General features: G+C 60.2%; 11 protein-coding genes and 2 pseudogenes. 5 read left to right on the top strand and 8 right to left on the bottom strand.

Annotated elements, in window-relative coordinates:
- Together sctC and ACGLHT_RS16915 are read right to left on the bottom strand one after the other, a co-directional pair.
- The gene (sctC, locus tag ACGLHT_RS16920) at positions 1 to 1,557 is read right to left on the bottom strand and encodes a type III secretion system outer membrane ring subunit SctC (protein ID WP_394519827.1); all 1,557 of its coding nucleotides are present in this window, start codon (positions 1,555 to 1,557) and stop codon (positions 1 to 3) included.
- A gap of 106 nt (positions 1,558 to 1,663) precedes the next feature.
- On the bottom strand, positions 1,664 to 2,539 hold the full coding sequence (locus ACGLHT_RS16915; RefSeq protein WP_249352852.1) for a helix-turn-helix domain-containing protein: 876 nt from the start codon (positions 2,537 to 2,539) through the stop codon (positions 1,664 to 1,666).
- Positions 2,540 to 2,607: 68 nt separating this feature from the next.
- Between ACGLHT_RS16915 and ACGLHT_RS16910 the strand changes: the two are divergent.
- Positions 2,608 to 2,769 (top strand): annotated as a pseudogene (locus ACGLHT_RS16910) (transposase); the annotation flags it as partial.
- A 204-nt stretch (positions 2,770 to 2,973) separates the two neighbouring features.
- Here ACGLHT_RS16910 and ACGLHT_RS16905 read toward each other — a convergent pair.
- The 3 genes from ACGLHT_RS16905 to ACGLHT_RS16895 all read right to left on the bottom strand — a co-directional run bounded on the left by ACGLHT_RS16905 (position 2,974) and on the right by ACGLHT_RS16895 (position 5,917).
- Positions 2,974 to 4,164: a Bcr/CflA family efflux MFS transporter gene (locus ACGLHT_RS16905; RefSeq protein ID WP_137164412.1), complete on the bottom strand. Its 1,191-nt coding sequence runs from the start codon at positions 4,162 to 4,164 to the stop codon at positions 2,974 to 2,976.
- Between the two features lie 260 nt (positions 4,165 to 4,424).
- Positions 4,425 to 4,835, bottom strand: a complete 411-nt coding sequence (locus tag ACGLHT_RS16900; protein WP_075045688.1) for an SRPBCC family protein — start codon at positions 4,833 to 4,835, stop codon at positions 4,425 to 4,427.
- A 71-nt stretch (positions 4,836 to 4,906) separates the two neighbouring features.
- The gene (locus tag ACGLHT_RS16895; protein ID WP_137164413.1) at positions 4,907 to 5,917 is read right to left on the bottom strand and encodes an aldo/keto reductase; all 1,011 of its coding nucleotides are present in this window, start codon (positions 5,915 to 5,917) and stop codon (positions 4,907 to 4,909) included.
- 244 nt (positions 5,918 to 6,161) lie between these two features.
- On the opposite strand from ACGLHT_RS16895, the gene ACGLHT_RS16890 reads away from it, so the two are divergent.
- From ACGLHT_RS16890 to ACGLHT_RS16875, 4 genes and pseudogenes are all read left to right on the top strand, one after another.
- Complete coding sequence (locus tag ACGLHT_RS16890) at positions 6,162 to 6,473, top strand: hypothetical protein (RefSeq protein ID WP_025339888.1); 312 nt, start codon at positions 6,162 to 6,164, stop codon at positions 6,471 to 6,473.
- 116 nt (positions 6,474 to 6,589) lie between these two features.
- Positions 6,590 to 8,836 (top strand): bifunctional diguanylate cyclase/phosphodiesterase, encoded by a 2,247-nt coding sequence (locus tag ACGLHT_RS16885; protein ID WP_137164414.1) that lies wholly within the window; start codon positions 6,590 to 6,592, stop codon positions 8,834 to 8,836.
- Positions 8,833 to 9,162, top strand: a pseudogene (locus ACGLHT_RS16880) (PAS domain-containing protein); the annotation flags it as partial. The gene ACGLHT_RS16885 and the pseudogene ACGLHT_RS16880, both read left to right, overlap by 4 nt.
- Positions 9,136 to 10,422 (top strand): methyl-accepting chemotaxis protein, encoded by a 1,287-nt coding sequence (locus ACGLHT_RS16875; RefSeq protein WP_394519861.1) that lies wholly within the window; start codon positions 9,136 to 9,138, stop codon positions 10,420 to 10,422. The pseudogene ACGLHT_RS16880 and the gene ACGLHT_RS16875, both read left to right, overlap by 27 nt.
- Before the next feature lie 30 nt (positions 10,423 to 10,452).
- On the opposite strand, the gene tssM is transcribed toward ACGLHT_RS16875, so the two are convergent.
- The 3 genes from tssM to vasI are packed head-to-tail and all read right to left on the bottom strand — an operon-like array spanning position 10,453 to position 16,146.
- Positions 10,453 to 14,061 carry a type VI secretion system membrane subunit TssM gene (gene tssM, locus ACGLHT_RS16870; RefSeq protein WP_274120737.1) on the bottom strand — a complete coding sequence of 1,203 codons (3,609 nt, stop codon included), beginning with the start codon at positions 14,059 to 14,061 and terminating at the stop codon, positions 10,453 to 10,455.
- On the bottom strand, positions 14,036 to 15,526 hold the full coding sequence (gene tssA / locus ACGLHT_RS16865; protein WP_274120736.1) for a type VI secretion system protein TssA: 1,491 nt from the start codon (positions 15,524 to 15,526) through the stop codon (positions 14,036 to 14,038). The genes tssM and tssA overlap by 26 nt, the downstream gene beginning before the upstream one ends.
- Positions 15,514 to 16,146: a type VI secretion system-associated protein VasI gene (gene vasI, locus ACGLHT_RS16860; protein WP_274120735.1), complete on the bottom strand. Its 633-nt coding sequence runs from the start codon at positions 16,144 to 16,146 to the stop codon at positions 15,514 to 15,516. Before vasI ends, tssA begins: the two co-directional genes overlap by 13 nt.
- Positions 16,147 to 16,266 lie beyond the last annotated feature (120 nt).

The following is a 16,266-nucleotide window of genomic DNA, read 5'->3' as shown; positions in this document are numbered from 1 at the left end:
TCAGCGCTCCAGCGCGCGCAGCACCGCGCGGTCGGCCGGGTCACGGGCCACCTTGCCGATCACCTGCGAACCAATCTGCATAGCGCCTGGTTCCAACGGACTGTCGAGCTCTTTAGGTTGAATCAGAAACACCCGAACCGTGTTGGATTCACGGGTCTGGCGATAGCTGAACATCCTCCCCAGATAAGGAATATGCCCCAGTACCGGAATACGCTTGATCACCTCTCCACTCTCGTCACGGGTGAAGCCGCCTACCAGCAGACTTTTGCCTCGAGGCACCCGGGCAACTGTGCTGATACGCGTTCGGCCAACCGTCGGCAACGCGTCGATCGCGGACGACTCCGTGGTCGAGTCGACCACACTGCCGTCCTCGATATTGAGTGCCATTTCAACTTCTCCGGAAGCTGATATCCGTGGCAAGACGCTGATCAAGGTGCCGTAAGTGACGTGTTCGAGCTCAACACTGCGCTCACCGATCAGCCGCGCATAGAACGTACGGTTATTGTCGAAAATCGCCGGAACGTTTTCTTGGGTCAGCACGACTGGCCGCGAAACCACCCGGGCGCGGTTGTCGGTTTCCAGCGCCGAAATGGCAGCCATGAACGAAGTGCTATCCAGCGTGCTCAGCGAGCCGCCGTTGAGCGATGCTGCCACCTTCGAGCCAACCTTGAACGACCCCTTCCAGTCGACGCCCAACTCATTGAGATCGTCCTTCTGCAGGTCGATGATCCACAGGGAGAGCTCGACATGGCGCTTTGGCTCATCGAGCGCAGCAACCAGATTCTCGATAAAAAGCACCTGTTCCGGGAGCCCCTTGACCAACAGGCTATTGGTATCGGGATAGGCTACTACGCGGATATTCCCGACAGCCAGATCACGAGCGATGATCCGCGGCGTAGTCGTGTCGGAAGATACGGACTCGGGAACACCCAACCCCTCCAATGGAAAGCTCGGCATGCCACCCGGACGCCCTTCTCCGTCCTTGTTGATCACCGCGTCGACACCACGTTTCTCCCCCTTGAGCAGCGTTTCGATAGCCGTCGCAATGCCTGGTACCGTGATGCTTTGGTCACGCAACTCGTAATTGCGATCTGCAACGAAGGTATTGCGCAAATTGATAACGCCAATGCGCTGCTGTCCGAGTTGCAAGCCGGCACTTTGGTTGTCCATGAATTGCGCGGCCTGCGCCACCAGGTCGACATAGATCGGCGGGCCGGAAATGTAAAAGGTCCGCAATCCATCGTGGCGCAAAGGGTATCGGGCATCGCGCAAACCAGAGTTGCGCAGGAAGGCCTCCAGCTTCTGGACAGTGATGGTATTCAACGATATGACGGTACTCTTCGCTTCGGCCGCCTCATAGACATACAACGTCTGACCATCGCTGTACCAGATCAGCGCCATTTGACGAACAATGCGCTCCAGCGTCTGCTGCGGTGCGGCGAGCGAAAAATCGCCACTGATGGTGCGCCGAGCGGCTGCTTTGCTGAGGATGACCGGTTTACCCAAGGACGCTGACAGTGCATCGAAGAACGTGCGCAGGCCTTCCTGACGAGCCACATAACCCTCTCCAGCACGAACAGAGGCAACCGATGAAGCCATCGGCAACATGCAACAAAGCACGAGCGTGACAGCTCGCGGACACATACTTTTAAACTTCATGAGTTCATTCGCCGGACAGGCCGGTTATATCGATCAAACTACTCGGCGCAATTCCGACCAGCTCTCGAATCTCTTTAGAAAAATGCGAGGAAGAGGCATAGCCAAACTCCAAGGCAACGTCGGTCAGAGAGGTCGCGCCTTCAGCCATACTCAAAAGCGCTCGTGCCGTACGCCACCCCCGCAACTCGGACTTGGCTGCACCACCCAGGGCTTGACGGCAAAGTCTTCTAAAGTGTGAGACCGATACGCCATAGCGACCAGCAAGGTCCTGGAGCTTTTCACCGCCGTAACTTTGCTCCAGCAAAAAACCAAGCAACTGATAATGCTCACTGCTGCGCAGATGACGGGCAAAAGCCCGATAGGCAGCGTCATCTTGCAACGCAAGGGTGAGATACCAGGACTCCAGTGCCGGCGCCGCTCGCCGTTGGCCACGACCTTCGCTCAACGCGGCCCAGGGCTCGCCTGGAGCAGGTCGCACCTCAGGCACGCCCCCCTGGTCGATGAACAGCTGCAATTTGAAAAGATTCGTTTGCGACAACGGCAGCACCCAGGCACTGCCACTGAGCACTTGCAACCCCGGGCGTAGAACCAGCAAGCCCTGCCACCCTGGCGCCAGACACAAGAAAGCCGAACCCTTTCGATGCGCCAGACACAGAACGTCAGAGCCATTGCTAATACGAATAACTTGCTCACCAGACTGCACAAGGGCACACCAATCCCTCAGGGTTAAAATCGAGTCTGGTTTTTCGCCCGCCCCCACTTCAGCTACCACTATCACAATCACCCGGAATAGATTCTCAGTCACTATGCTGAAGACCCACCGAACAATCTTGATGAGAAACTGATGACAACTGCCAATTCGATGGGAACGAGCGCCCATCAAACTGAATCACCCCTGGTTTCGTAGACACCTCCAAGCCTCATAATGAGACCCAAAGAGGAGGTGCCATGAGTCGTCAGCGTTACCCTGAAGAATTCAAGATCGAAGCGGTCAAGCAAGGACCGAGAAAGGCAAGCCTGTCGCCGATGTTGCCCAGCGCCTGGGCATGTCTGTTCACAGCCTCTACGCCTGGATCGAGCTTCTACAGCAAACCCCAAGAGCAGCGTCAGTACGGAGGAATTCAAGCTGTATACAGCGACATTTCCGGAAAAGACTTGATGAGAAATTGTTATACGGCTGGCGTGCTTTACGTTGGGCAGCTGTTCGGTTGCGGTCGGGCTAGGCGTGGCGGCGTTGGTGCTGTTTGGTTTCTGGGCCTGATCAACACCTGCGCTACACCGTTATCGTTTTCACCGCGGATGGCTCGTTTGTTATCACGTTCGAGTGCTGGTCAGCGTTTCCGTCAGGCATGCAAGCAGTAGCCATCCGCCTAAACTGACACCCAGGAACAGAAGCCCCAGGCTCATCGGCAGTTCGCTTTCGACACCAGCAACAAGACTGCCAGCCAAACCACCACCTGCAAACATCAATGTCGTATTCAGCGACGCTGCCGCACCGGCTTGCTGCGGGTAACGCGCCAGGGCTTGGGTCGTCGCAGCAGGACGCACCAGCGTTGTCCCGGTCGTGCAGATGATCATCGGCAGCAGAAGACCCGCCACCGTCAGTCCCGCTACCTGCTCCCAGACCAACAGCGTGATGCCCCCGGCAGCTATGAGCAGGAATCCTGTCTTGATCTGAACCTGCGGGCTTACACGATTGTTCAAGTAGGTCGCAGCTGCTCCGCCAGCGATATACGCAAGCCCATAGGCGATAAATACCACCGAGAATTGATATGGCGTCAGCCCCAGGCGGTCCATCAACGCCAATGGCGCGACCACGATGAAGGAAAAATGGCAGGCAAACGCGAGGCTGGCCAGCAGGGAGTGCGCAAGATAGGTCGTATCACGCAGCATGACCCAATAGCTGCGCATGCCCGAAGTACGGCCTCGCGATTCAGGCGTGTCCTGCAGCAATGCATATGACAGGCATGAAACGATCACGGCGATGAAAGCGAATACCGTAAAGCTGCCCTTCCAGCCAAAGGATTGTTGGAGAAAAGCGCCTGCGACCGGTGACAACGAGATGAACAGCCCACTTGCGCTGGTCAGCAGGATACGCATGGCATTGCGCTGCCTACCACTATACAGATCCTGCACGAGCGCCTGGCCCAGCACGAAACTCCCGCAACCCAGGGCCTGCAACAAACGGAACGCCATGAACGTCTCATAGCGGGTTGAAAGTACACAACCCACTGCCCCTGCAATGGACACCCCTAGCCCAGCGAGCAACAACCGCTTGCGCCCCATGCCATCCGACAATGGCCCGATCACGATTTGCGCCAAGGCGACACCAAACGCAAAGAAGCTCACCGAGTAGGCTATCTGCTGTGGCTCGACGTGAAACTCGCCTGCGAGCGCCGGGAATGACGGCAGGATCACATCCAGAGGGAATACGCCCAATAGACACAATAGAATCAGCAAGGCCGAGCGCAGAAAGCTACTGAGCGAACCCAAGGGCTGATTCACGCTACCAACCCCGCCTTCTTGTATTGCCGGAAATAGTCACTGGAATCTCCATGGAAGCGCCGAGCCCTGATGGTAGCGACACCCTGAAGATGTACAACCCGAACCGGGCAGCGAAACTTCCGATAGAGTTGTAGGGCTTTTCCCTTGTCATTGAGTTCTGGTGATATCCAGCCTTCTGCTGACTTGATAGCCGGACCCCAGCGACGTCTCGGGATTCGAATCCTGACACTATCGCCGGGCAAGTCCTTCCAGAAAAACGCTTAGCCTTCCAGCCCTTTCTTCAGCGCCGCCAGGCCATCTTCATAGATGCCAGCGAACAACGCAGTTGCCTCAGCATCGCTGACACCCACCGGCACGAACGACCCGGACCATTCCACACGCGACCCGCTACCTTCAGCCACCACGCGCAGGGTCGACTGGTAGTCACGCACCGGCGCCGGGCCCGTGAGGATGGTGTAGCTGTAGCTGCGGCCGGCTTCGTTGAAGTCCAGCAGGCGCTCGATGATGGTGTCGCCAGCCACGCTCTTCAGGGTGCGTACGCGGCCGCCTTCGCTCAGGGCGCTTTCGGGGATGAACGGCAGCCAGTCGGGCAGCGCGTCGAAACCGCCAATCAGTTGCCAAACGCGGTTGGCATCGGTTGCCAGGGTGATGGAAGCTTGTGCAGTTGCCATGATGATTCTCCCGGGGCGTGGCCCCATTGATTCGGGTAGGCAGGGCCGCGCAGCGGCCCTGCAACATCGGTTTAAACAGCAGGTACCGGGGCCTGGGCGTTGATCAGCCCTTGCTGGCGAAGGTCGTTCCAGAAGGCCATCGGGATCACCTTGCTCAGGGCGGCGAGGTCTTCGTTGGCGTGCGCCGGACGGGTGGAGCCCGGGATCACCGAGACCACGGCCGGGTGGGCCAGGGCGAACTGCAGGGCGGCCGCCTTCACATCCACACCATGAGCACGGGCCACGGCGCGGATGCGCTCCAGCTTGGCCAGCACGGTCGCGTTGGCCTTCTGGTATTCGAAGTGCTCGCCGCCGGCGGTGACACCCGAGCTGTACGGGCCACCCACGACGATGCCTACACCCTGCTCCACCGCTTGCGGCATGACGCGTTGCAGTGCGCGGTCGTGGTCCAGCAGCGAGTAGCGGCCGGCCAGCAGGAAGCCGTCCGGACGGGCTTCGTCCAGGTCGAGGGTCAGCTCGATCGGCTCGACTCGGTTAACACCCAGGCCCCAGGCCTTGATCACGCCCTCTTCACGCAGACGGGTCAGTACGCGGAAGGCACCGGTACGGGCGGTTTCGAACTGGCTGAGCCATTCGTCACCGTAGAAGTCCTGGGCGATGTCGTGGATCCAGACGATGTCCAGGCGGTCGGTCTTCAGGCGGCGCAGGCTATCCTCGATGGAGCGCAGGGTGGCGTCGGCGCTGTAGTCGTTGACGATGCGGTTGCGGTTGCCGTGCTCGAACAGGCCGCTTTTTTCGCCCAGTTCACGGGCTGCCGGGTCTTCCAGTTCGTCGAGGATGATGCGGCCGACCTTGGTGCTGAGCACGTACTCGTCACGTGGGCGACCAACCAGGGCATTGCCCAGACGAATTTCAGAGAGGCCGGCACCGTAGAACGGGGCGCTGTCGAAGTAGCGCACACCGTTGTTCCAGGCGGCATCGACGGTAGCTTGTACTTCGTCTTCAGGCACATTACGGAACATGTTGCCTAGTGGGGCGGTACCGAAGCCCAGCGGGTTGGTGATAAGGGATTTGAGGTTCATATGCATTTTCCTGATGGGGGAGTCGGTTGTGAACTCCAGTGGCTGCAATGCTATGCGCCACCCAACAAGACCGTCCAAGTCATATTTCGAAAGACTTGAGACCTTTTGTGCAACACCCGCACAACTCGTCCTGCAGCGCAGGCTTCAGGATTGAAAGTGGAAAGGTTTCAGCATTGACCTGAATCAATCAAACACCATAGGCGGTGTTGTAAACAGCACACCAAACATATGGGAATGCAGTTTGATGAGCGAGTCCAACCCGGCAACCAGAATTATCTGCAACAATCTTGAACTGGCCGATCAATTGCGCCAGCTGTTGGCGCCCATAGCACCCGATTGCGAGGTGCTGAGTACGCCTGGCAATTGCAGCGCCGTACCGCTTTGCCGCTGGCTCGGTGAAGCAAAGTTGGGCTCGGCTGGGCAGGTACAGGCCGCTTTGCTGGATGCCACCGAGGTTCTCGAACAGACCCGGCACGCCTTCAAATCCCGCGAACTGGGGCTGCTGCGGCGACGCTTGGTTGCATTGCTGGATAAATTGTCGGAAGATCCCCAATGATGTGAATGTGCCATCACCAGGTTCCGCCCTGCGGGAACCGGCTTTGCCGAGCAGGATAATAGGCGCTTTTTTTTGGTTCAGCGGAAAGGAATCTTCACCAATACCAGGGGATGCGAATGAAGGTGACAAAAGACCTCGAGGAATTACTCAAGCGTATCCGTCTCGATCACGCAGAGATTGCCGAACGCTTTCGCTTTCTCGACTGGAGCGCCGAAGACGCCAGGCGACTAGGCGCGGCAGCTCAGTATATGGCCCCGTCCCAGCAGGCTTTCGTCGACCATTTGTACCGTCACCTGGCGGAATTCTCCACGCCGTCTGCATTGCTTCGCACGCCGGAGGTCACCGCCCGTTTGAAGCAGAGCCAGGCCGAGTACTACCAGTGCCTGTGGGGCGGCCCCTACGATGAAACCTACGTCAACGGCCGCCTGCGTATCGGCGTGATCCACCAGCAGATCGGCCTGGAGTTGAAGTGGTACCTCGGCAGCTATCGGCTGTACCTCGACGACATGCTGGAAAGCGTGTTTGGCAACAGCCCGGATGCCACGCTCTATTCAAGCCTGTTGAAGGCGGTGTTCTTCGACATGACGCTGGCCATCGATACCTACAGTGCGGCCCAGCACAAGGCGCTGGAAGATAGCGAGGCTCGCTTTGCCCGCGCGCTACGCGGTGCCAACGACGGGCTGTGGGACTGGCACGTCGACCAGGATCGGCTTTACGTCTCGGAGCGCTGGGCCAGCATGCTCGGCCTCAGCCGGGATAGCATCGGCGAGAGCAGTTCCAGTTGGTTCGGCCGCGTGCACCCGGATGACCTGCCGGATTTTCGCCATGCCATCGATGCCCATCTACAAGGGCAGACATCGTCCGTTCACCATGAGTACCGTATCCGCAAGCACAACGGTGACTACATCTGGGTCCTCGTGCGAGGGGTCGCCGAAATGACCACCCCTGGCGAGCTACGCATGGCTGGCTCGCAGTCCGATATCAGTGCACGCAAGGATGCCGAGCAGCGCCTCCAACATACCGCCCAGCACGACCCGTTGACCGGCCTGGCCAACCGCATCCGGCTTGACGAGCAGATGCAGAAGACCTTCAGGAAGCAGCGCAAGGGCGGTGACTACGAGGCGTTGCTGTTCATCGACCTGGACCGCTTCAAGCTGATCAACGATAGCCTCGGCCACAACGTCGGTGATCGCGTGCTGGTGGAAGTGGCTGTGCGCTTGAAAGAATCCCTGCGCCCCACTGACCAACTGTTCCGCTTCGGCGGCGACGAATTCATCGTCCTGCTTCACGACCTCACCTGCGACCGCGACGCCGAGCAGATATCCCAGCGCATCCTCGACAACCTGCATCAACCGCTGCACATGGACGGTCGTACCCTGGTGGTCAGCGCCAGCATCGGTATCGCGCCATTGCACGACAATGGCAAAGCCCTGGATGTGCTGCAGGCTGCCGACCTTGCCCTCTACCGAGCCAAGTCTGCCGGCAAGGCGCGCTTCGCCCACTACGACGAAACATTGCAAGACACCGCACAGCAGCATCTGGAACTGGAGTCCGCGCTAGGCCAGGCACTGCAACAGAATGAATTCGAACTGTACTACCAACCGATCTATCGCCTGGACCAAGGGACACCGCTGGTGACCGGGGTCGAAGCGCTGCTGCGGTGGCGCCATGGCGAACGCTTGATCTCGCCACTGGAGTTCATCCCTGCGCTGGAGGAGTCGGGAGAGATCATCCGCGTCGGCGAATGGGTACTGCGCCAGGCCTGTCAGCAGACCCGAGCCTGGCAACTGGCCGGGCATGAGCGCCTGCGCTGTTCGGTGAACATTTCCAGCACCCAATTGCAACAAGCCGACTTCACCCTCCGGCTGATCGATATCCTGCAAGAAAGCGGCCTGCCTCCCGCCAGCCTGATCCTGGAGATCACCGAAAGCCAATTGATGCATGACGACATCGGCACATTGGCCTGCCTGCATGAGTTGACCAGCCTTGGTGTTCTGCTGGCGCTGGACGACTTCGGCACGGGTTACTCCTCGCTTGGCTACCTCACACGCTTTCCGCTGCACATCCTCAAGCTCGACAAGAGCTTCATCACCGGCGTTCCTTACGAGAACAAACAGAGCGCGATCAGCCAGGCGATCATCGTTCTCGGCCGTAGCCTTGGCCTGGAAGTAGTGGCCGAAGGCATCGAGAGTTCGGCACAACTCGAATTCGTGGTTGGTGAAGGCTGCCATTACGCCCAAGGCTACTGGTTCAGTCGGCCACAACCTGCCGCCCAGGTACAACATCTGCTCAGCACAGAAGACCGTTTCGAGGGGAGCGCAGTTACCCGGCGGGTACCCATCAGTTCAGGAGAAAAACAATGAAAACCAATCTTCCGGTCAGTGGTCGTGCCGTCGAATTCAGCGCAAACGCGAACATTCTTTCAACAACCAACCCCAAGGGCGCCATCACCTACGTCAACCCCGACTTCATCAACATCAGCGGGTTCAGTGAAGCCGAATTGCTCGGCGTCAATCACAACATCGTGCGCCACCCGGACATGCCCCCAGAAGCTTTTGCGCATATGTGGCAAACACTCAAGGATGGGCGCTCGTGGATGGGGCTGGTAAAGAATCGCTGCAAGAACGGTGACCACTACTGGGTCAGCGCCTACGTCACGCCGATGCAGCGCAATGGCGAAACAGTGGAATACCAATCGGTTCGCACGCTACCGGCCAAAGCGCTGGTGGAGGCTGCTGAACATCTCTATGCACAGTTGCGTAGTGGTAGAAAGACCAACTGCCTGCGTATGTCACGGCTGTCCGTCGGCATGCGCCTGGCACTTGTCAGCACTGGCGTGAACCTGCTGTGCTTTGCGGCCTTGGGCTTGCTGGGCGCGTTGTCCTGGAGCCATGCTGCCCTCTCCATGCTGCTATCGAGCTTGCTGCTCGGCGGCCTGTTGCGCTTCAGCCTGCGCCCCCTCGACGCCCTTGCCCGAAAAGCCAGGAATATCGCCGACAACCCTCTGAGCCAGATACTCTACAGTGGCCGCCGCGACCAATTTGGCCAGATCGATTTCACTTTGCAAATGCTCGAAGCCGAGACCCGGGCAATAGTCGGACGCATTGCCGATTCGTCCCGCCAGTTGAGCAAGGAAGCCGAAGAGCTAGTGTCTGCAGTGGACAACAACAATTGCGCGACCCTCCGCCAGCAGGGGGAAACTGCCCAGGTAGCCAGCGCCATAACCCAGATGGCCAGCAGTGTGCAGGAGGTGGCGCGCAACGCTCAGCTCACCGCCAGCGCCGCGAACCTGGCCAACCAGGAATCCGACCGCGGCCACCAACTGGTCGAGCAGACCCGCCAGCACATTGATAGCCTCGCCAACGAGGTGCAACAGACCAGCATGGTGATTCATCAACTGGAACAGCATGGCAATGAAATTGACCGCGTACTCGAGGTGATTCAAAGCATCGCCGAACAGACCAACCTGCTTGCCCTCAATGCCGCCATCGAGGCTGCCCGCGCCGGCGAGGCCGGCCGCGGTTTTGCAGTGGTCGCCGACGAGGTGCGCGGGCTGGCTTCGCGAACCCAGCAATCTACCGCGCACATCCAGGGCACCATCGATACCTTGCGACGCTCCACCGGGGATGCCGTACTTGCGATGCAGCGCAGCCACAGCAAGGCCGGTGTCAGCGTCGAGCAGGCACTGCTGGCCGCCCGGGCGCTGGACGGGATCACCCAGCGCGTCGATGAGATAAGCGGCATGAGTGTGCAGATCGCTGCCGCTGTAGAGGAGCAGAGCGCGGTGGGTGACAGCATCCAGTGCAACCTCGCCGGTATCAGTCAAACCACCCAGAAAAGCGTGCTTGCCAGCAACCAGAGTCGCACCACTGCCGCCCACGTCGCCAAGCTGGCCGAACGCCTTCAACTGCTGTCGACGCAACTTTGGCGGCGCCAGCGCAATGGGTGACGGGTTCGCACCGTACTCCCAAGCCAACCCTCACAAGCCGGCCTGCGTGGTCGGCCCCAGCTTGGGCGACTTCTGCAACAACCCTCGTGGCAACTGGAAACCTTTGAAAGGCTCCTGCGTTATAGGGTTGAAGGCTTTCTGCGCGTTAAGCCTGTAGCGCATCACGCCATCGCCGGCCCTGAAGCTCAGGTCCACGCTGGTCGCCGTGCGCCCATTGAGCGAGCCACGGCTGAGCAAGCGGAACATCGACCAGGGGCCACGGTACTCAAGGCTGCTGCTGTTCCCGTTCTGCCGGAGCAAGGTCAGGTTGCTGCGCACCTGCTGCCCCAAGGTATTGGGCCAGACGATACCGGTGATCTGGCTCGGGCCATGGGTGTAGGGAATCAATTGACCGTCCAGGTCCAGCAAGCTTGTACGCTGGTTAGCACTCAGGCCCAACGGCTCGATGCTGAACTGCACACTGAGGTTGCCGCGCTGATCGAAGAAGGTCTCACGGATACGATCTGCCCGCTCCAGCTGTTCGAGCACATCACTGCGGATCAGTGACTGCCCCTGCTGGCCGGCCTGCAGGGCTTCGAGGTTATCCCTCAGGAAGACCTTCAGGTATTGATCATGGAACTGCTGCAGCCGCCCCTTCGGCCCGAAGAAGGCTTCAAAGTCGTCCAGCGAAGCGTCGGGAGCTTTCACGACGAAGGGGTAGCGCCCTGCCAGGCGCTGCTGGAAGAAGCTGTACACCTCGGCGTCCCAGCGTCGCTCCAATTCGCGCAGGGCTTCGACATTCAGCACTTGTGCTGTTTGATCGGCCATTTTTCTGACCTGGTGGTTGATCGGTTCCGGTAAGCCGGTGGCCACCCGCTGCAGGGTGCCGATGGGGTCTTGCCCTGTCATCGAGAATCGCTGATGCACGGCCTGCAGCGCGGCCTTGCCTCGGTCGGGGCTGTCCTGCACCGCCTTGGCGTAGTCGTGCACGGCCGCGATGGCAGCAAGGGTCTCGTCGTAGTAGCTGGGTTTCTCACCGGTTGCCTGCAGCATGGCACTCAGCCCGGCAAAGGCCCGCTGAATGGCCCAGGCCTGTTGTTGATCAGGCCTGCCACTTGTCGGCTGCAACGCTTCGACCTCCCCGGCTGCCTCAGCGACAACGGCTGATGAAAGCGAAGTGTTGTCCCTCACTGTGTCCAGCAACCGATGCAGGGGTGCTGCTGGCCCGGTCAACTGCTGCATGATCGCGACACCATGATCCAGGTCGCGGAAGTCGGCCACCGAGAAGGCGTTCAAGGCACGGCGCCAACTGTCAATGAAATCGGCGCTGTACAGGTTACGTAGCCGCTCGCCCAGCGCCTCCCGGTCGGCATCCGAGTAATCGAGCTGGTCGCGCTCGCCCAGTGCCCACTGGTCGATCATCGCCATCTCTGCAAACCGCTGACTACGTGGCTCGAAGTACTCTTTGAAGCCCTTGGCGGTGAGCATTGGCGCTATCAGGACACCCTCCCCCTGCCTGAAGCCGGGTGAGGACTGATACACCACATCGAACGCTGGCCCCACCTGATGACGCAGGTCCAGGCCGGCATTCAACTGCTCGCCAGCCTGCTGTTTCAGGCTCGCGTAGACCCGCTCTGGCAGTGGTACCTTGCGCAGCACCTGCTGCACCTGTGCCATACGCTGGCTGTACTGCGGAAGTTCGGTATCGGCATAGGCCAAGGCATACTTCAGGTGCCGCATGAGGTCGCGTTGCAATTGCCCCTGCCCGGGGAACTTCTGTTGCCACTGGCGGGCCATCCAGTCCTCGACCCATTCGGGGCGGCGGCTCTGGCGGTCCTCCAGCATTCGATAAACCCGAAGCGCAGCCATCTGCTGTTCGCTGCCCGGCGGCGCAGCGTCCATGGCATCGATCACACCGCTGGCCAAGGCTGGCAGGAAGCGCCTGGAGAGCAGGCTCAGGTAGGCCTCGTCGACGCGAGGGCCAATGGCGCGCCCCTGATACAAGCCAAGGTCGGAAACACCCGGCCACGCGGCACGATAGTCGCCAAACACCGACACGGCATCGCGTATCTGGTCCAGCGGCTCCAGCAGGTTGCGCCCGGTGGGGTCCAGACGCTGGTCCACTTCGTGATGACTGTACTCTCTGCTCTTGGCGAGCACATTGGCGGCCTTGGTGCCATTGATGTCAAAGTAGCGTTGCCAACTGGCGATGGAGACACTGAAGGCCAGCACGCCTACTGCAGAACCCACCCAGAGCAACCGACGTTTGTTGCGCGCTACCCTGATGTTGTCCCCGGCAAGGCCGGCCTCCTGGTAGATGACTCGCCGGAAGGCGTGCTGAATGAAGTAGACCAGCGCCTGCCCCTGCGCCTTGCCTTCACGCAGCGGAAACTCGGTCTTGTACGGCTGTGCCGCCTCACGCACGAACGCATTGAGCATGTCGCCCTGCTGCAAGACCGAAGACCAGTACACGCCGCGTACCAAGGCAGGCGTGGTGAAGCGGTCACTTGCGAGGGTTTCTTTCAGGAAGGCCAACAGTATCGGACGCAGCCCGATCAACTGGGCATGCAACGAGAACAAGCGAACTCGCAATGGCGCACCGCCCAATACATCGAGCCGGTCCACTACCTGTTCAAACAATTGCCTGATCAACCGATCGTAATGATCGCCATATTCATCCAGCCAGGCATCGAACGTGCCGACCGCATCCAGTTTGAAGGTGAAGCCCAGCATGTTTTCCCGCATGGCGGCGGGAAGCCCAGCGTAAAGCTGGTCGAAACCGTCCAGCAGATCGAATTTGGCCAGTACCACATACAGCGGCAAGCGCGAGCCCGACTGACTGCTCACTTCATACAGCCGCGTGCGTAGCACATGCGCCAAGGCGACACGTTGCTCAGGCGTGCCATGCAATAGCGCAGGCAGGTCAACGACCAACAGCAAGCCGTTGAGTGCTCTCTGGCTTCGGTTACGCACCAGCCAGCCCAGCATGTGTTCCCACAACCTGGCCGAGGTGGCGGGTGGTGCTTTCGACGTGTCCGACTCCTCGGCTGATGAGCCTGCCAACGATTCCTGACGGACGAAAGCGCCCGGCGGGTCGATGATCACCGCATCGTTGCTGACCCACCAGCCTATCGGATAAGCCAGCACCTGCGCTTGCCTGCCTCGCGCTTGTGCCTTGTCGATGCGGGTCAGGGAAAAACTCTGTTCGGTACGGTCGATGAAACTGGTCTTGCCGGCCTGTTGGTCGCCCACCACCAGATACCACGGCAGCCGGTACAAGGCACGCCTGCCACCCGCATTGTCCAGATAGCGTGCCAGCCCTTGGTCCAAGGCTTTCTCCTGTGCCTGGACGAAAGGCAACACGTTGTCCAGTTCAGCGTCCACCGCCTGCTTGCGTTCGGCCTGCAAACGGCGAAAACGCCTGCGCAGCACCACAAGCCAGCAGAGTAGCGGCACCAATACAAGCGCCAGGCTGGCCAAGCCACGATGCGCCACGCTAGCCAGCGGCTGCTGCTCGCGCCAGACCCATTGCGGGCCGAGCCACCAGATTGCAACCAGCATCAATGCGGCACCCAGCCCGAGCAGCAGCGGCATGGCCAGGCCGATGCGGGCCAGCAGGGGCAAGCCCCAACGTTTAAGATGCTTCCACAGTTGATTCATCCTGACTCCCGTTCCTTGTTCCAATCAGCCCGTGATGGACCGTGCACGCGTACTGCTGAAGGCGTTGAAACACCTCAGGCTCCCAGGCGCTGGCGGTGGTTTCCTGCATCGTTCGGGCAACGCCTGCGCACAAGTCCTGGGCCAACCAGGACACGCCCCGAGCAGCCAGCAGATCAGCCGCGATCACCGTGGTATGGCAACGCTCACGCAGGCTGCGGAAGTCCGCCTGCATGCCCTGCAGCCTGAGCAACACCGCTTCCACGCCGCTGGTTTCCAGTTGGCAGGCCAGCTCCTCTCGCAACGTGGCGAATTCCTGAGAGGCCGCGTCCGAATCGGATTGCCCTTGCGCCCCCCTGAGCCACGCCAGACATTGGTCATCGACAAATACCTTGCCGTCGCTGAAGCACAACTGCTGCAGCGCGGGCATGCGCTGCACGAACCGCGCGGTCGCAGCGCGAATGGCCTCAGCCACCTCGCCCATCGCCAGCCGCGTGGCAGCGCTCGCGGCCAGAAAGCTGCCGCGAATCCAGTAGGGGCAAGCCGTCACGCTCTTTTCGATCCGCTGCAGCAGGGCCGCGTCGATTGCAGTAGCGGCAATGGCATCTTCGTAGTCCCCGGCAATGTCCTGCGGCACCGCCATCAGCTCCGTGCGGTTGCCCTGCCTGGTTTGAGGCGGCGTCTGGATGTGCGCCCACAAGCCGAACCGACGCAACTGGTAGCCAGCAGGATCGTACGGGTCCTGTTGGTTGATCAGCTCGGCCATGGTCAGCATGGCCCTTCGTGATTCCCGCTCGTTGCCCAACGACACACGGGGCATTGGCGTGGCGATGACCTCGGCCAGTGGCGCAGCCTTGATGCCTTTTGCAGGGGGCTTGTCCGTGGTGGGCTCGGCAAGGCCGTTTGAAAGTTCCGTGTGCTTGCGTAGTAGGCGCTCCAGTTCGCCAACGGCCGCTTCATCGAGCTGCGCTGCTTCCCGCTGCTGTTGCAGGCGTTGCAGCGCGCCTTGAGCCGCCGCGGCGTGCGCGGGGCTGAACGTGAAGCGGTCCAGGCGCGGCAACGCCACGAGCAAACGGTTGAGCATCAGACCAACCAGCTTGCGCTTGCCGAGGAACCCTTTGGGGCCCGGTTTCGGGTATGCGCTTTCCCAATAGGCTTCGACCATGCCGGCCAGCAGTGCGAGGGTAAAACCCCAGCGCTCCCAGCATTGGCTGCGCAGCCAAACGACACCCAGGTGGGCGACGATGCGCAGGTGCTTGCACTCCTGGCCCAGGTACTGGCGGGACGCTTCTTCGATATACGCCCAGTCGATGGAAGGCTCCTGCAACCCACCCAGCTTGACCATTTCCTGGTCGATGGCCTGGTAGGTTTCGTTCTCCACATCGAACAGGCCGGCAGGGTTCTGCGCGTCGATGGGCGCAAGCAACCGGGCAATTTCCTGTGCGGTGACCTCTGCTACCAGCGACATGCCTTGCGCGCCTCATCGATGAGTGGGTCCAGCCCCTGAGCGTCGAAAACCAGCCCATCAACGGCTGGGTTGTCGCTTTCGACCTGAATGCGATGGGCCCCGATCAGTGGCTTGATCTGCTCGATGCCCGGCAAGCCCCTGCCAGCGTCAAGCACCTGGCCGTTCTCCGTCACCTGCCAGGGGGTAGCGAGAGTGGAGCCACGCTCCCCCTGCAATCGCACCATCACCCGGCCGGCATCGATGGGTTGTGCGGTAACCAGTTGCAACCTGGAAATGTTCTGCACACAACTGATCACCAGGTAGGGGTACGGTGCGACCGAAGCGATTGCGGGCGCCGAGATCATCAGCCCGTCATCCCCTTTTTCGAGGCGAAACGTCAGCTCCTCCGGCGGCCGCCCCGCCTCATGGGTCATCACACGACGCAGCGTGGGCGAATCCTGCTCCGGCGCGGACCATTGCAGTTTCGTCACATGCGCCGGGGTGCCAGCGGCCTGGTCGAAACAAGCCAGACGTTCGACGTTGGAGACTATCTGCGGGCAGTCCCTGGTCTGGCTCGCCAAACTTGGCGCCAGGGAGAACAACATCGAAAGCCCAACGCCATATGCATAGCGGACAATCATTGGTTTCACTCACTCATCAAATACGGCAACAGCGCTACCCGACTGGCCAGTCACGCCTCAACAGTAGTCATCAAATACAATTACTGGATAGTGGAGCATCGAAACGAAACAAAGGCTAGT

Origin of the sequence: Pseudomonas sp. PsB (assembly GCF_043658375.1) — a bacterium.
GTDB lineage: Bacteria > Pseudomonadota > Gammaproteobacteria > Pseudomonadales > Pseudomonadaceae > Aquipseudomonas > Aquipseudomonas putida_Z.
This window is presented reverse-complemented; position numbering and strand designations above follow the sequence as displayed.

Excerpts from the sequence above, each read along its gene's own strand:
- vasI (WP_274120735.1), bottom strand. The coding sequence starts at position 16,146 with ATGATTGTCCGCTATGCATATGGCGTTGGGCTTTCGATGTTGTTCTCC.
- ACGLHT_RS16885 (WP_137164414.1), top strand. The coding sequence starts at position 6,590 with ATGAAGGTGACAAAAGACCTCGAGGAATTACTCAAGCGTATCCGTCTC.
- ACGLHT_RS16900 (WP_075045688.1), bottom strand. The coding sequence starts at position 4,835 with ATGGCAACTGCACAAGCTTCCATCACCCTGGCAACCGATGCCAACCGC.
- tssM (WP_274120737.1), bottom strand. The coding sequence starts at position 14,061 with ATGAATCAACTGTGGAAGCATCTTAAACGTTGGGGCTTGCCCCTGCTG.
- ACGLHT_RS16890 (WP_025339888.1), top strand. The coding sequence starts at position 6,162 with ATGAGCGAGTCCAACCCGGCAACCAGAATTATCTGCAACAATCTTGAA.
- ACGLHT_RS16915 (WP_249352852.1), bottom strand. The coding sequence starts at position 2,539 with ATGGGCGCTCGTTCCCATCGAATTGGCAGTTGTCATCAGTTTCTCATC.
- ACGLHT_RS16875 (WP_394519861.1), top strand. The coding sequence starts at position 9,136 with ATGCAGCGCAATGGCGAAACAGTGGAATACCAATCGGTTCGCACGCTA.
- ACGLHT_RS16895 (WP_137164413.1), bottom strand. The coding sequence starts at position 5,917 with ATGAACCTCAAATCCCTTATCACCAACCCGCTGGGCTTCGGTACCGCC.
- tssA (WP_274120736.1), bottom strand. The coding sequence starts at position 15,526 with ATGTCGCTGGTAGCAGAGGTCACCGCACAGGAAATTGCCCGGTTGCTT.